This is a genomic window from Mycobacterium paragordonae, from assembly GCF_003614435.1.
In the GTDB taxonomy this organism is placed as follows: Bacteria; Actinomycetota; Actinomycetes; order Mycobacteriales; family Mycobacteriaceae; genus Mycobacterium; species Mycobacterium paragordonae.
On the sequence record NZ_CP025546.1, the window covers coordinates 399,322 to 413,765 of the forward strand.

15 protein-coding genes are annotated in these 14,444 nt (G+C 66.0%); 7 read left to right on the forward strand and 8 right to left on the reverse strand.

Annotation, left to right across the window (positions count from 1 at the left end):
- Window positions 1-69 precede the first annotated feature (69 nt).
- Genes treS through C0J29_RS01840 form a run of 3 tightly spaced genes read left to right on the forward strand, consistent with a single transcriptional unit; the run spans window position 70 to window position 3,950 of the window.
- A complete protein-coding gene (treS, locus tag C0J29_RS01830) occupies window positions 70-1,863 on the forward strand; it encodes a maltose alpha-D-glucosyltransferase (RefSeq protein WP_065048207.1) in 1,794 nt (597 codons plus the stop codon).
- Window positions 1,860-3,221: a maltokinase N-terminal cap-like domain-containing protein gene (locus C0J29_RS01835; RefSeq protein ID WP_065048208.1), complete on the forward strand. Its 1,362-nt coding sequence runs from the start codon at window positions 1,860-1,862 to the stop codon at window positions 3,219-3,221. Before treS ends, C0J29_RS01835 begins: the two co-directional genes overlap by 4 nt.
- 48 nt (window positions 3,222-3,269) lie before the next feature.
- The gene (locus C0J29_RS01840) at window positions 3,270-3,950 is read left to right on the forward strand and encodes a YoaK family protein (RefSeq protein WP_120791361.1); all 681 of its coding nucleotides are present in this window, start codon (window positions 3,270-3,272) and stop codon (window positions 3,948-3,950) included.
- A gap of 138 nt (window positions 3,951-4,088) precedes the next feature.
- Here C0J29_RS01840 and ag85C read toward each other — a convergent pair whose 3' ends face one another.
- From ag85C to C0J29_RS01865, 5 genes are all read right to left on the reverse strand, one after another.
- Window positions 4,089-5,129, reverse strand: a complete 1,041-nt coding sequence (gene ag85C / locus C0J29_RS01845; RefSeq protein WP_120791362.1) for a diacylglycerol acyltransferase/mycolyltransferase Ag85C — start codon at window positions 5,127-5,129, stop codon at window positions 4,089-4,091.
- A 225-nt stretch (window positions 5,130-5,354) separates the two neighbouring features.
- Complete coding sequence (locus C0J29_RS01850; RefSeq protein ID WP_120791363.1) at window positions 5,355-6,179, reverse strand: ABC transporter permease; 825 nt, start codon at window positions 6,177-6,179, stop codon at window positions 5,355-5,357.
- Window positions 6,169-6,969 (reverse strand): ATP-binding cassette domain-containing protein, encoded by an 801-nt coding sequence (locus C0J29_RS01855; RefSeq protein WP_065048216.1) that lies wholly within the window; start codon window positions 6,967-6,969, stop codon window positions 6,169-6,171. The genes C0J29_RS01850 and C0J29_RS01855 overlap by 11 nt, the downstream gene beginning before the upstream one ends.
- Complete coding sequence (locus C0J29_RS01860; protein ID WP_120791364.1) at window positions 6,966-7,418, reverse strand: MarR family winged helix-turn-helix transcriptional regulator; 453 nt, start codon at window positions 7,416-7,418, stop codon at window positions 6,966-6,968. The genes C0J29_RS01855 and C0J29_RS01860 overlap by 4 nt, the downstream gene beginning before the upstream one ends.
- Before the next feature lie 32 nt (window positions 7,419-7,450).
- A complete protein-coding gene (locus C0J29_RS01865) occupies window positions 7,451-8,389 on the reverse strand; it encodes a GlxA family transcriptional regulator (protein WP_120791365.1) in 939 nt (312 codons plus the stop codon).
- 60 nt (window positions 8,390-8,449) lie between these two features.
- Between C0J29_RS01865 and C0J29_RS01870 the strand changes: the two genes are divergently transcribed.
- Window positions 8,450-9,559, forward strand: coding sequence for a lipocalin-like domain-containing protein (locus tag C0J29_RS01870; protein ID WP_120791366.1), 1,110 nt, complete (start codon window positions 8,450-8,452; stop codon window positions 9,557-9,559).
- Here the strand turns inward: C0J29_RS01870 and C0J29_RS01875 are convergent.
- The gene (locus C0J29_RS01875; protein WP_120791367.1) at window positions 9,550-10,050 is read right to left on the reverse strand and encodes a metallophosphoesterase family protein; all 501 of its coding nucleotides are present in this window, start codon (window positions 10,048-10,050) and stop codon (window positions 9,550-9,552) included. The two genes, C0J29_RS01870 and C0J29_RS01875, sit on opposite strands and share 10 nt — an antisense overlap.
- Window positions 10,051-10,084: 34 nt before the next feature.
- Here C0J29_RS01875 and C0J29_RS01880 point away from each other — a divergent pair, with 34 nt between their 5' ends.
- Window positions 10,085-10,540 (forward strand): MaoC family dehydratase, encoded by a 456-nt coding sequence (locus C0J29_RS01880; RefSeq protein WP_120791368.1) that lies wholly within the window; start codon window positions 10,085-10,087, stop codon window positions 10,538-10,540.
- A 16-nt stretch (window positions 10,541-10,556) separates the two neighbouring features.
- On the opposite strand, the gene C0J29_RS01885 is transcribed toward C0J29_RS01880, so the two are convergent.
- Window positions 10,557-11,852, reverse strand: a complete 1,296-nt coding sequence (locus C0J29_RS01885) for an acyl-CoA dehydrogenase family protein (RefSeq protein ID WP_197519209.1) — start codon at window positions 11,850-11,852, stop codon at window positions 10,557-10,559.
- A gap of 66 nt (window positions 11,853-11,918) precedes the next feature.
- Window positions 11,919-12,992, reverse strand: coding sequence for a F420-dependent hydroxymycolic acid dehydrogenase (locus tag C0J29_RS01890; RefSeq protein ID WP_120791369.1), 1,074 nt, complete (start codon window positions 12,990-12,992; stop codon window positions 11,919-11,921).
- A gap of 85 nt (window positions 12,993-13,077) precedes the next feature.
- Between C0J29_RS01890 and C0J29_RS01895 the strand changes: the two genes are divergently transcribed.
- Complete coding sequence (locus C0J29_RS01895) at window positions 13,078-13,683, forward strand: GNAT family N-acetyltransferase (protein ID WP_065048454.1); 606 nt, start codon at window positions 13,078-13,080, stop codon at window positions 13,681-13,683.
- The gene (locus C0J29_RS01900) at window positions 13,665-14,441 is read left to right on the forward strand and encodes an SDR family NAD(P)-dependent oxidoreductase (RefSeq protein ID WP_120794495.1); all 777 of its coding nucleotides are present in this window, start codon (window positions 13,665-13,667) and stop codon (window positions 14,439-14,441) included. The genes C0J29_RS01895 and C0J29_RS01900 overlap by 19 nt, the downstream gene beginning before the upstream one ends.
- Window positions 14,442-14,444: the final 3 nt, after the last annotated feature.

Sequence of the window (14,444 nt, forward strand, 5' to 3'; positions counted from 1 at the left end):
GCTGAGAGTCAGGGTGCTTCGGGTGATTCTTAACGAGGTGCGTCGGGTACCCGTGGCATCGTGGATTTGATGAATGACGCGATAAGCGCCTCTAGGCAAGATCCCGCACACCATCCAGCGGAGGGCAGCCACGTCGAAGGAGGTGTGGTCGAGCACCCGACCGCCGAGGACTTCGACAACGCCGCTGCCCTGCCCGCGGATCCGACCTGGTTCAAGCACGCCGTGTTCTACGAGGTGCTGGTCCGGGCGTTCTTCGACTCGAACGCCGACGGCTCCGGTGACCTGCGTGGACTCATCGACCGCCTGGACTATCTGCAGTGGCTCGGGGTGGACTGCCTGTGGCTGCCGCCGTTCTACGATTCACCGCTGCGCGACGGTGGTTACGACATCCGCGACTTCTACAAGGTGCTGCCCGACTTCGGCACCGTCGAGGACTTCGTCGCGTTGATCGACGAGGCCCACGCCCGCGGTATCCGGGTCATCACCGACTTAGTGATGAATCACACCTCGGATTCGCACCCGTGGTTTCAGGAGTCCCGGCACGACCCTGAGGGCCCGTACGGCGACTTCTACGTCTGGAGCGACACCAGCGAGAAATACACCGACGCCCGGATCATCTTCATCGACACCGAAGAGTCGAACTGGACCTTCGACCCGGTGCGTAAGCAGTTCTACTGGCACCGGTTCTTCTCGCACCAACCGGACCTCAACTACGACAACCCGGCCGTGCAGGAAGCGATGATCGACGTCCTGCGGTTCTGGCTCGGGCTGGGCATCGACGGGTTCCGGCTGGACGCGGTGCCGTACCTGTTCGAGCGGGAGGGCACCAACTGCGAGAACCTGCCCGAGACACACGCCTTCCTCAAGCGGGTGCGCAAGGTGGTGGACGACGAATATCCCGGCCGGGTACTGCTTGCCGAGGCCAATCAGTGGCCGGCCGACGTCGTGGAGTACTTCGGCGATCCCACCACCGGCGGCGACGAATGCCATATGGCGTTCCACTTCCCGCTGATGCCGCGCATCTTCATGGCGGTGCGCCGCGAGTCCCGCTTTCCGATCTCGGAAATCCTGGCCCAGACGCCCGACATCCCGGACCTGGCTCAGTGGGGGATTTTCCTGCGCAACCACGACGAGCTGACGCTCGAGATGGTCAGCGACGAGGAACGCGACTACATGTACGCGGAGTACGCCAAAGATCCGCGGATGAAGGCGAATGTCGGTATCCGGCGCCGACTGGCGCCGCTGCTGGACAACGACCGCAACCAGATGCAGCTGTTCACCGCACTGTTGTTGTCGTTGCCGGGTTCGCCGGTGCTGTATTACGGCGACGAGATCGGCATGGGCGATGTGATCTGGCTGGGTGACCGCGACGGCGTGCGGACGCCGATGCAATGGACGCCGGACCGCAACGCCGGATTCTCGACCGCCAACCCGGGCCGGCTCTTCCTGCCGACCAACCAGGACTCGGTTTACGGCTATCAGGCCGTCAACGTCGAGGCGCAACGCGACACCTCGACGTCACTGCTCAACTGGACCCGCACGATGCTGGCGGTGCGCCGCCGGCACGACGCGTTCGCCGTCGGGTCATTTCACGAACTCGGTGGGTCCAATCCGTCAGTGCTGGCCTATGTGCGGGAAGTGCCGCGTGAGGACGCCGAAGACGACGTCGTGTTGTGCGTCAACAATCTTTCTCGGTTCCCTCAGCCGATCGAATTGAACCTGCAGCAGTGGAACAACTACACCCCAATCGAACTCACCGGACAGGTGGAATTCCCGCGGATCGGGCATCTGCCTTATCTGCTGACGCTCCCGGGACACGGGTTCTACTGGTTCCAGCTGTCCGCTTCCGAGGAGGACCGATGACCCGCCCGACGATGCCCGCAAACCTGCCCTGGGCGGAGTGGCTTCCGCAGCAACGCTGGTATGCCGGACGCAACAGGCAACTGTCCACCGCCGACGTGTCGGTTGTGGTGCCGCTGCGCGAGAATCTGGACCTGGTGCTGGTCGACGTCGGTTATGCCGACGGTTTCACCGAGCGCTACCAGGTGATCGTGGGGTGGGACACCGAGCCGGTCACCGAGTACAGCACCCTGGCCACCATCGGCTCGGCCGAAGACCACACCGCATTCGACGCGTTGTACGACCCGTCGGCCGCCCAGTTCCTGCTGTCGCTGATCGACTCCGCGGAGGTACGCGGCGAATCCGACAGCCAGGTCAGGTTCTCCAAAGAACCCGACGTGGAATTGCCGCTGGACGCCTACCCGCGAGTGTCAGATGCCGAGCAGAGCAACACCAGCGTGATCTTCGACCGGGCGCCGTGCGCCATCTTCAAGGTGTTCCGCCGGGTCAGCCCCGGTATCAATCCGGACATCGAACTCAACCGGGTGCTGGGACGGGCCGGCAACACCCACGTGGCCAAATTGCTCGGCGCCTACGAGGTGGGTTCGCAGGGCGATCCGGACGCCTCCTCGCCGCTGGGCATGGTGACCGCATTCGCGGCCAACGCCGCCGAGGGCTGGGCGATGGCGACCGCCAGCGTGCGGGACCTGTTCGCCGAGGGCGACCTCTATGCCCACGAGGTCGGCGGCGACTTCGCCGGTGAGTCCTACCGCCTCGGGGAGGCGGTGGCTTCGGTGCACGCCACCCTCGCCGAGACCCTCGGGACGTCACAGACGGTCTTCCCGCTGGACCATGTCCTGTCGCGGCTCAGCGCGGCCGTTGCCACGGTGCCGGACCTCGAGCAGTACGCGACGACGATCGAAGAGCGGTTCCGCAAGCTGGCCGACGAGTCGATCACCGTGCAGCGGGTGCACGGCGACCTGCACCTGGGGCAGGTGCTACGGACCCCGGAGAGCTGGGTGCTGATTGATTTCGAGGGGGAGCCGGGCCAGCCGCTGCAGGAACGGCGGGCACCGGATTCGCCGTTGCGTGACGTCGCCGGGGTGTTGCGGTCGTTCGAGTACGCCGCCTACGGCCCGCTGGTGGAGAACACCGCCGACAAGCAGAAGGCGGCGCGGGCCCGGGAGTGGGTCGAACGCAATCGCACCGCGTTCTGTGACGGGTATGCGGCCGCTTCCGGAATCGATCCGCGTGATTCGGCGCTCCTGCTGGCCGCTTACGAGCTGGACAAAGCGGTTTACGAGACCGGATACGAGGCACGTCACCGTCCCACCTGGCTGCCGATTCCGCTGCGGTCGATTGCCCGTCTGACGACGGCCTGACTCAAGCGCGGTCGCGCTGTCGGTGCGGGTCTCTGGGAGCATGCTCATGTGCAGAAAGAGATGTACGACAGCGAAGCCAGACTGGCCTGGGTGCTGGCTGCGTTGGCCGGGGTATTGGGGGCCACGGCCTTCACCCACTCCGAGGGGTATTTCGTAACGTTCATGACCGGGAACGCCCAGCGTGCCGTGCTGGGCGTGTTCCGCGACGATATGACGCTGTCGCTGAGCGCGGGCACCCTGCTGTTGTGTTTTGTGGCCGGCGTGATCGTCTCCTCGGTGTGCCGGCGCCGCTTCTGGGCGGAACACCCGCACGGCCCGACCGTGCTGACCACTTTCTGCCTGGTGTTCGCCACCGGCCTCGACATCGTGCTGGGCGGCTGGGAGCAAACCCTGCTGGATTTCGTGCCGATCATGTTTGTGGTCTTCGGAATCGGGGCGCTGAACACTTCCTTCGTCAAAGACGGCGAAGTGTCGGTGCCGCTGAGTTACGTGACCGGCACCCTGGTCAAGATGGGCCAGGGCATCGAGCGCCACATCGCCGGCGGGAAAATCGAGGACTGGTTCGGCTATTTCATGATGCTCGCGACGTTCATGTTGGGCGCCGCGATCGGGGGCGCGATCAGTCTGGTGGTCAGCGGCACTCAGATGCTCGGCGTCGCCGCGTTCGTGTGCGCGGTGACGACCTGCTACACCTACCTGCACGCCGACCGGCGGGGGTTGCTGGACTGATTAGTTGCCGGGTGCGCTGCTAGCTGCAAAAAGAACATCGGCAGCAGCGCTGGCCGGGTGCGCTGCTACCTAGGAAAAAGAACATCGGCAGCAGCGCTGGCCGTTGCGCTGCTGCCGATGGGTCTGGTGGAGGAGTGGTCAGGTGCCGGCGACCGGCGGAGCGGCCGGTGCCGGTGCCGGAGCGGGCGCCGGCGCGGCGTTGACCGCGTTGATCACCTGCAGCATGTCAGGCTTCATGGCCATCAACTGCTGGTTCCAGTAGTTCCAGGAGTGGGTGCCGTTGCCCGGGAACTGGAACACCCCGTTGCGCCCGCCGTTGGCCGCGTAGGTCTGCTGGAACTGCTGGTTGGTGCGCAGCGTCAGGCCTTCGAGGAACTTCGCGGGCATGTTGTCGCCGCCGAGGTCGCTGGGTGTGCCGTTGCCGCAGTAGACCCAGATCCGGGTGTTGTTGGCCACCAGCCGCGGGATCTGCATCATCGGGTCGTTGCGCTTCCAGGCCGGGTCGCTGGACGGGCCCCACATGCTGTTGGCGTTGTAGCCGCCCGCGTCGTTCATCGCCAGCCCGATCAGCGTCGGCCACCACCCGTCGGACGGGTTGAGGAAGCCCGACAGCGAGGCCGCGTAGGGGAACATCTGCGGGTAGTACGCGGCCATCACCAGCGCCGAGCCGCCCGACATCGAAAGGCCGACAACGGAGTTGCCTACCGGGGACGTGCCCTTGTTGGCCTGCAGCCAGGTAGGCATCTCCCGGGTCAGGAAGGTCTCCCACTTGTAGGTGTAGCTCTGGCCGTTGCCCTGTGACGGCTGGTACCAGTCGCTGTAGAAGCTGGACTGTCCGCCGACCGGCATGACCACCGAGAGGCCGGAGTTGTAGAACTCCTCGAATGCCGGGGTGTTGATGTCCCAGCCGCTGTAGTCGTCCTGGGCGCGCAGGCCGTCCAGCAGGTAGACCGAATGCGCTCCGCCACCCTGGAATTGGACTCGGATGTTGCGACCCATCGCCTGTGACGGAATCTGCAGATACTCGACCGGCAGCCCCGGCCGGGAGAACGCACCCGCGGTGGCCGACCCGCCGACCGCACTGACGAGACCGGTCAGCAGCGCAGCGCCTATAGCCGCGAATGCCAACCTGCGAGGCATGGTTGTCGCTGCACCACGCAGCTTTTCAACGAACTTCATCGTTTCTACCCATCCCAACTTTCATCTGCCGCTCGTGCGGTGGAATCTGTTCTTGGGCGAGTGAAACACAGGCGGCAGAGCCGGCCGGCCCGTCGCGGCCGTAGAACTTTGTCGCGGTTGGCTAACGATTAGGAGTCGGCGCCGAGACGCGTTGAGGTGGTCACTTTCGGGTAACGAATGGCCACCGGAGGGGTATCGCCGTCTTCCCGTCCGGCGGCGGATGCGCTATGCGACGAGTCGGCGTAAAAACGTTGACGCCGTGATGATTCCGACGATCGGCGCGACAATGAGGACGATGACATCCGCGAGGTGGAACGGGGTGCCGATCAGCAGCGCGCGCAGCACGTCGACCTCGTAACTGAGCGGGTTGACCTTGCTCAGCGCGTGCAACCAGCTCGGCATCACGTCAACCGGATACAAAGCGTTGGACGCGAAGAACAGCGGCATGGTGATGGCCTGGCCGATCCCCATCAATCGGTCGCGGTTGCGCACCAGACCGGCCAAAGTCATTGACAGGCAGGCGAAGAACGCGGCGCCGAGCATGACGGCGACCATCGCCCCCAGAATCCGCAGTGGGTTGACGGTCAGCCCGATGCCCATCACATAGGCCAGGGCCAGCACGCCGACCACCTGCGCGACCGACCGGACACCGGCCGCGAACGACTTGCCGGTGATGAGGGCCGACGCGGGCGCCGGGGTCACCATCAGTTTCGCCAGAACACCGGCGTCGCGATCCCAAATGATCTGGATGCCATAGAAAATCGAGATGAACAGCGCCGACTGAGCGATGATTCCCGGTGCCAGAAACGCCTGATACGACACGTTGCCGGTGTCGATGACATGCAGATGGCTGAACGTGGTGCCGAAGATCAGCAGCCACAGCGCGGGCTGCACCATGCGCATCACCAGCTCGGTCCGGTCGTGCCGCAGCTTCTGCAGTTCCACGATCGCGAATGCGCCGATGCGGCTCAATGTTGCTCTGGCTCTGTCCAATCCGTGCGGAGCGCGGACCAGGCCGACGGTAAACGGGTGGGTGTGATCAACCGACACGGCGAGCAACCCTTCTGGTGGAACGGATTTCACTGATATCGGCGGAGTCTTCGGTCAGACCGGTTGCCGAATAGTGGCGGAACACGTCTTCGAGGGTGGCCTCCGGCGACAGGGCGGCCTTCAACTCCGCAGGGGTTCCCACCGCCTGCAATGCGCCGTGGTGCATCAGGGCGACCCGATCGCACAGCGCGTCCGCCTCTTCCATGTAGTGGGTGGTCAGCAGCACGGTCATACCGAACTGCTCCTGCATCTTGCGGACCTGCGTCCACACTCCGTCGCGGGCGATCGGGTCCAGGCCGACGGTCGGTTCGTCCAGCACCAGCAGCGAGGGCCGGTTGACCAGGGCCTGGGCCACCTCGAGGCGGCGCACCATCCCCCCGGAGTAGCTCGATGCCAGCTTGTCGGCAACATCGAGCAGATCCATGGCGGCCAGCGCCTGCTCGACGCGCTGGGTGCGCTCGGCGCGCGGGACGCCGTACAACCGGGCGAACCACGTCACGTTCTGCCGGCCGGTCAACGCCGTTTCGATCGAGAGTTGTTGCGGCACATACCCGATGTTGCTGCGGATATCGATCGTCTGGCTCTGCGCGTCCAGCCCGAAGATCCGCAGTTCGCCGTGCTGCACCGGCGCCAGCGTGGTCAGCACCCGCACCACTGTCGTCTTACCGGCGCCGTTGGGACCGAGCAGACCCATCGTCTCGCCGGGCCGTACCGTGAACGTCACGTCGTCGACGGCCGTGTGCTCGCCGTAGCGATAGGTGAGGTGCCGGCAGTCAATTGCTTCGGTCATGTGTATCGCTCCTGCAGCTTTTTGGTCATCTCCTCGAGCACCTCCAACCCCTTGGCCAATACCCCGATCTGCTGGTCGTCAAGCTCATTGAGCAGGTCGGTGAGCACCGCCCGCCGTGTCGCCGCGGTGGCGTCCATCACGTGCTGCGCCGAATCCGTGAGCCGCAGCCGGCTCACCCGCCGGTCCGCCGGGTCCGCCGTCCGTTCCAGCAAGCCGGCGCTGGACAGCTTGGACACCAGGGTGGAGGCGGTGTTGGCCACCAGGCCCAACTCGGCGGCCGCGACGCTGACCGACACCCCCGGACGCCGCGAGACCAGGCGCAACAGCTCGGCCTGCGACTCGGAGACCCGGCCGGACGGATACCCGGTGCCGGCGGCCCGCCGCAGCTGACGGCGGAACCTGCCCAGGATCCGGGGCACGTCCGCGGCGAGATCGGTCTGCGTGGTCACCGCGGACCATAATAGCTCTGTAGGCGAGCTATTTATTCCCGGCGCATGGCCTGCCGCAAAGCCGACGCGGAGTTGTAACCGACCATCAGGGCAATCTGCTCGAGCCTCAAGGAGGTCGTCTGGCGCAGGTGCCGGGCATGTTCGACCCGGACCCGTTGCAGCAGCGCATACGGCGTTACGCCCAGGCTCTGCCGAACCCGTCGTTCCAGCGTGCGCCGGGTGGTCCCGAGGTCGAGGGCGGCGGAGGCGATATCGACGTTGCCATCGAGGTTCTTGCGGATCCACGCTTCGAAGTCGACGACCAGGCGGTCGGTGGTCGCCAGATAGGTCTGTGCGGCTGCGGTGCTTGACGCCGGGCGCCGGTCGAAGAGCAGGATGGCGGCGGTCGCGTCGGCCAGTTGGGGGCTGATGCCTGCGACGATGTGCATGGCGAGATCGATGTGCGCAAACGCGGCGCCCGCTGTCGTCACCGAACCGTCGGCGATCACCATGCGCGACATGTCCAGCCTGACCCGCGGGAAGCGCCGCGCGAACTCGTCCGCGAGCCACCAACTCGTCGTCGCCTGGTGTTCGTCGAGCACACCGGCGTCCGCGAGCACGAACGTTCCCGTACATGCCGCGGCCACCGGACGGTCGGACCGTACCCAGTCGCGGACCGCCGCGCGCGCTGCCTGGACCTCGTCTCGCATCAGGGCATCGACGACCCCCGCCGGCGTGTTCATTGTGAGGGCGGGCACCACCAGCAGATCCAGCCGGCTCATGGCGGCGTCGTCGACGGTCAGGTCTATCGGCACCATCAGGCCGCCAGCGGCAGGCACTGGCGTGTAATCGATTCCGACGGTCGCGAGCTCGATCTCGGCGATATCGGTTGCTACCTGTTGCCGCGCCGTGTTGGCGCCGCGGATCACGTCGGTGATCGTGACCAGCCCGCTGGCCCAGCATCCGGGTAACGCCATCACGCCGATAAACATGTCGCAAATGCTATGTGAGGTGTCGCAATCGCGACTATCGCGCCGCCTAGCGTCTGGTGCATGACGTATCCGGAGAACCACGCTCTGATCGGTTGCGAACCGCGGCACTACGACCGACTCGGACTGCGCCCCAATGAGATTGAGCTCTGGGAGGACGGCTGGCGGACCGGCGACGCGGCCGGGACCCGCGGCACCTTCGAGTGGTGGTATTTCGATGCCCACCTGGATGACGGGTCGACGGTGACGGTGGAGATGCACACCAAACCGCCCTTCGTCTCTCCCGCAGCGCCTCTGACGCCGTTCGTTCTGTTGACTGTCACAACGGCCGACGGGGAACGGACGGACCACACCATGACCACCGACGCCGATTCGTTCGCGGCGTCTGTGGCCGACTGCGATGTCCGGATCGGCGCGAACACCTTTCGCCGCAGCGCAGACGGGTACCAGATCCACGTTGAAATCGACGACCTCCGAGCCGATTTCACCCTGATGCCGGAGGTGCCGCCGTGGCGACCGGCCAGCGGCCACGTATTCTTCGGCGTCGAGGAGCAGCATCACATCGCCTGGTTGCCGATGGTGGCCCGGGGCCAGGTGCGGGCCACGATCAGCGTGGCCGGGCAGGTGCGCGAACTCACCGGCACCGGGTACCACGATCACAACTGGGGCAACGTGGCGCCGCGCAAAGTGCTCGATCACTGGTATTGGGGACGGGCCCGGGTCGGTGAATACACCGTCGTGTCACTGATGTTCGTCAGCCACCGTGACTACGACAACGCGCCACTACCGGCCGTGATGGTGGCACGAGGTGACGAGATTGTCGCCTCGGCGGTCGGTGCCGAAGCGATCGGGTTCACCGCGGCCGACGTCGCGACCCATGCCGGGACCGGCATCCCTGTCGCCCATCGCCTGGAGTACTCCGTCGCGGTCGGCGCCCACGCCTTCCGGGTGACATTCCGCCAGCACCAGGAGGTGTCCACACTCGACTTCGGGTCGGCGGGGGCGTACCTCCGATTCAGGGGTGAGGTGAACGTCGAGCACAGTCACGACGGCCTCGTCGACACCGCGAGCGACACGGCGCTGTGGGAGCTGTTGTATTTCGAACAGCGAGCGGCGACGCCGAGTGGCGGGCTCACCGCAGGCCCGAAGATGCTCATCGGTCATCAGGCCTGACGCTGCAGCCGGTGCAGGGTCACGTCAATGGCCGCGTGCTCGATCGATGCGGTCATGTAGGTACAGAAGGGTTGACGGCGACGATCCGTCGGTGACCCCGGATTGAGCAGTCGCAGTCCGGTCGGCGTCGTGGTATCCCACGGGATGTGGCTGTGGCCGAAGACCAGCACGTCGGTCTCGGGATAGAGCCGGGACATCCGTGCGTCACGGCCCGCGGCGCCGCCCGTCTCGTGCATGACCGTGAAGCGCAGACCAGCCAGCTCCACGTCCGCGCGCTCGGGCAGCCGGGACCGCAGCTCGTCGCCGTCGTTGTTACCCCAGCACGCGATCAGCCGGGCCGACCGTGCTTCCAGCCGGTCCAGCAGGTCAGGCGTCACCCAGTCCCCGGCGTGGATGACGACGTCGGCGGCGGCGACCTCGTCCCATACCTGCGCGGGCAGGTCGCGGGCGCGTTTCGGGATGTGGGTGTCGGTGATCAGCAGGAGCCGCATAAGTTCTATGCATACCCGGACCAGAGGAGAGACCATGCGCACCTTCGAGTCAGTCGCCGACCTCGCCGCCGCCGCGGGGGAGACCATCGGGCAGAGCGACTGGGTGACGATCAGCCAGGAAGAGGTCAACCTGTTCGCCGACGCGACCGGTGACCACCAGTGGATCCACGTCGACCCCGAGAGAGCGGCCAACGGGCCGTTCGGGACCACCATCGCCCACGGGTTCATGACCCTGTCGCTGCTGCCGCGGCTGCAGCACGACATGTACACCGTCAAGGGCATCAAACTGGCAATCAACTACGGCCTGAACAAGGTTCGCTTCCCGGCTCCGGTGCCGGTGGGGTCGCGGGTGCGCGCGAACAGTTCGCTGGTCAGCGTCGACGACGTCGGCAACGGCGCCGTGCAGGCAGTGGTTTCCACGACCGTCGAGATCGAAAACTCACCCAAGCCGGCCTGCGTGGCCGAAAGCATCGTCCGCTACATCACCTAGGGGGCCGCACGGGGCGTCAGAACTCGGCGATGGAGTGCTCCAGGCGCGCGGCCAGCCGCGCCTCCGCCTCGGCCTTGCGGGTGGGGATGTGCTGCGACGGGAAAGGCGTTGTCACAGGCTGATATTCGCGCAGCGTGCGGCGGGCGACGGTCATCTTGTGCAGTTCGGTCGCGCCGTCGGCGATGCCCAGCGACTCGGCGGCCACCATCATCTTGACGAACGGCATCTCGTCGGAGACACCGAGCGCGCCGTGCAAGTGCAGGGCCCGCTGTGCCACATCGTGCAACACCTGGGGCATCGCGACCTTCACCGCCGCGATGTCGCGGCGCACCTTCTGGTAGTCGTGGTGCTTGTCGATCAGCCACGCGGTGCGCAGCACCAGCAACCGGAACTGTTCGATCTGGATCCAGCTGTCGGCGATCTTCTCCTGAGTCATCTGGAAGTCGGACAGCCGCCCGTGCCGGGTCTGACGGGACACCGCGCGCTCGCACATCATGTCAAAAGCCCGGCGCGCCAATGCGATTGTGCGCATCGCGTGATGAATGCGGCCGCCGCCGAGTCGGGTCTGCGCGATCATGAACGCCTGCCCCTCGCCGCCCAGGACGTGATCGGCGGGCACCCGCACGTCGCGGTAGCGAACGTAGCCGTGGGTGGCGCGCTTGGCGGATTCGGCGCCCACACCGACATTGCGGATGATCTCGATGCCGGGCGTCTCCGCTGGCACGATGAACAGCGACATCTTCTCGTACGTGCGGCCCACCGGATTGGTGACGGCCATGACGATGAAGAACGAAGCGTGTTTGGCGTTGGTGGAGAACCACTTCTCGCCGTTGATGATCCAGTCGTCACCGTCGCGGGTCGCCGACGTGACGAACAACCCCGGGTCCGAGCCCCCCTGTGGTTCGGTCATCGAGTAGCAGGAGGTGATCTCGCCGTCCAGCAGTGGCTGCAGGTAGCGCGCCTTCTGCTGCTCGGTGCCGAACAGCGCCAGGATCTCGGCGTTGCCGGAATCCGGTGCCTGGCAACCGAACACCGACGGCGCCCAGCGGGAACGTCCGAGGATCTCATTGAGCAAAGCCAGTTTGACCTGGCCGAAGCCCTGGCCGCCGAGTTCGGGCGTCAGGTGGGCGGCCCACAGCCCTTGCTCCTTCACCCGCTGCTGCAACGGCCGCAGGATCGCCATCATCTCGGCGTTCTGCTTGTCGTATGGATCCAGCGCGACGAGATCGAGCGGTTCGAGTTCCTCGACCATGAATTTCTCGACCCAGTCGAGCTTGGCCTGGTATTCCGGGTCTGTTTCGAAGTCCCACACGGTTGGCCACCGTTCCCCGGCGCAGCGTCGCGCCGGCATCGTTGATGGAGTCACACCATCGTAGGATCAGCGCAGTTTCGGCAGCACGCTGGTGCGGTAGAAATCGATCGCGGTCGTGGGATCTTCCTGCGGGAAGTGCAGAAACGGCACCGCACCCGCGTCGAGAACCGCTTGCACCGCGTTGATGTGCGCCACCGGGTCGGTGCCGACCGCCCAATTCGCCAGCACCCTGTCCGTGGGGTTCGTGTCGGCGGCGCGCTGGATCTCGACGGGGTTGGGTTGATCGACGGCGCCGGCGGTGAATCGCCACAGGGCCGCGGCGCGCGCAGCCGTCGCGCCATCCCCGACGACGGCGAACAACTCGGCACGTTTGCCCATGGTGGCGGGGTTGCGCCCGGCCTGTTGGGCGCCGGCATCGAAAGCGGCGAGCAGTTTGGTGTTCTTGATGTCAGCGGCCTGGGCGATCCACCCGTCGCCGTACCGACCGGCCAACGTGGCGCTCTTGGGGCCGCCGGCGGCGACGAAGATCGGTGGCGGCTCGGCGGGTACGTCGTACAGCTTCAGCGCATTCGTTTGAAAATACTTGCCCGCAAACGAGATTCGTTGACCACTCCACAGCTGGCGGATCAGGCTGATCGCCTCGACCAGCCGGTCGTGGCGTTCGTCATAGTTGCCGTAGGTGTTGGTGGCGGCCTGCTCGTTGAGCCGTTCGCCGGTTCCCAGGCCGAGGAACACCCGGCCCGGACTCAGGATGGCCAGCGACGCGAACGCCTGTGCCACCGTCGCCGGATGGTAGCGATAGGTCGGGCAGGTCACCCCGGTGCCGAACGAGATGCGGCTGGTGCTGTTGCCCACCAGCGCCAGCGTCAGCCACGGAAACATGGAGTGGCCCTGGTTGTCCTGCCACGGCTGGAGATGATCGCTGGCCCAGACGTATTGGAAACCGGCCTTTTCGGCGGCCTGCGCCTGCGCGACGAGTTGATCGGTGCGGAACTGCTCGTGCGACAGGACGAATCCGACATTGCGCGGCTGCGCCGGTGCGGGCGCGTCCCGCGATTGGCAACCGGACAGCCCGGTGACGGCGGCCATGCCGGCCCCGGCGGCCAGTTGCGCCATCGCCCGTCTCGAGATGCCGGTCATCGCGTCGGGATACCCTCGCCCCTCGTCATCACACCTTCACTGGACAGGCTGGCGCGCCCAGCGCGACCCACCTACCGTGAGTGGCGTGACTGCACAGGCGCGTCCGGCGCGTAAGGCTGATGTCCGTGAATTGAGCCGCACGCTGGGCCGCGCGTTCTTCGACGATCCGGTCACGATGTGGATCCTGCCCGACGACGACGCGCGGCGAAAGCACATGGGCCGGGTCTTTGCCACCATGACCCGCCACCACCATCTGCCGCGCGGCGGCGTGGAGGTGGCCTGTGACGGACCGGGCATCGGTGCGGCCGCGTTGTGGGATCCGCCCAATCAGTGGAAGGAATCGCGCTGGGCGGAACTGGCGCAGCTGCCCACCTTCCTGTGGGCGTTCGGCACCCGATCCCAGCGCGGGCGGACGCTGCAGGAGATCATGAAACGCGCGCATCCCGAAGAACCGCACTGGTACCTCGCCGTCCTCGGCAGTGACCCGAGCGTCCGTGGCCAAGGTTTCGGCCAGGTCCTGATGCGGTCCCGGCTGCAACGTTGCGACGCCGAGTACTGTCCCGCCTACCTGGAGTCGTCGAAACCCGAAAACGTGCCCTACTACGAACGTTTCGGCTTCCGGGTGACCGGAGAGATCACGATTCCCGACGGTGGTCCGACGTTGTGGCCGATGTGGCGCGACCCGCAGTGACCGCGCAGCCGTTCGACGGCAAAACCGCGTTCATCACCGGCGCGGCCGTGGGGCTCGGGCGGGCCTTCGCGCGGGCGCTCACCGCCCGCGGCGCCAATGCCGTGATCGCCGAGATCGACGTCGAGGGCGCAAGACGGACGGCCGCCGAGTTGAATGCCGACGGGGCCAAGGCGATCGCGGTCCCCTGCGATGTCGCCGACGAACACCAGGTTGAGGCCGCGGTGGCGATTTCGCTCCAAACATTCGGCGGCATAGACATTCTCATCAACAACGCCGGTCGGCACCTGATGAAGTACAACCAACCGTTCGGCGCGCTGTCCCGGGACGACCTGCGCGGGATGTTCGACGTCAACGTCATGGGCGTGATCAATTGCACTCTGGCATGCCGCGATTCGATGCGCGACCGCGGTGGCGGGGTGGTGCTGAACATGTCGTCGACGGCCGGTTACTCCAGCAGCACCCCGTACGGCGTCTCCAAGCTCGCGGTGCGCGGCCTCACGGTCGCGTTCGCCTCCGAACTCTCGCCGGACCTGATCCGCGTCAACGCGATTGCGCCGGGAATGACCAACACCGAGAGCGCACTCGCCGATGTGCCGCGGTCCCTGGTCGAGGATTACGTGCACGATCTCCAGCTGGTGCACCGGATCTGCACGATGGACGACGTGGTGGCTGCGATGCTCTACCTGTGTTCGGACCAGGCGTCGTTTATCACCGGTGAAACCCTGAAAGTCAGCGGTGGGTATCCGCTTTCGGTGTGAGCG

Excerpts from the sequence above, each read along its gene's own strand:
- C0J29_RS01865 (WP_120791365.1), bottom strand. The coding sequence starts at position 8,389 with ATGTTTATCGGCGTGATGGCGTTACCCGGATGCTGGGCCAGCGGGCTG.
- C0J29_RS01875 (WP_120791367.1), bottom strand. The coding sequence starts at position 10,050 with ATGCGGCTCCTGCTGATCACCGACACCCACATCCCGAAACGCGCCCGC.
- C0J29_RS01890 (WP_120791369.1), bottom strand. The coding sequence starts at position 12,992 with ATGACCGGCATCTCGAGACGGGCGATGGCGCAACTGGCCGCCGGGGCC.
- C0J29_RS01880 (WP_120791368.1), top strand. The coding sequence starts at position 10,085 with ATGCGCACCTTCGAGTCAGTCGCCGACCTCGCCGCCGCCGCGGGGGAG.
- treS (WP_065048207.1), top strand. The coding sequence starts at position 70 with ATGAATGACGCGATAAGCGCCTCTAGGCAAGATCCCGCACACCATCCA.
- C0J29_RS01870 (WP_120791366.1), top strand. The coding sequence starts at position 8,450 with ATGACGTATCCGGAGAACCACGCTCTGATCGGTTGCGAACCGCGGCAC.
- ag85C (WP_120791362.1), bottom strand. The coding sequence starts at position 5,129 with ATGAAGTTCGTTGAAAAGCTGCGTGGTGCAGCGACAACCATGCCTCGC.
- C0J29_RS01855 (WP_065048216.1), bottom strand. The coding sequence starts at position 6,969 with ATGACCGAAGCAATTGACTGCCGGCACCTCACCTATCGCTACGGCGAG.
- C0J29_RS01835 (WP_065048208.1), top strand. The coding sequence starts at position 1,860 with ATGACCCGCCCGACGATGCCCGCAAACCTGCCCTGGGCGGAGTGGCTT.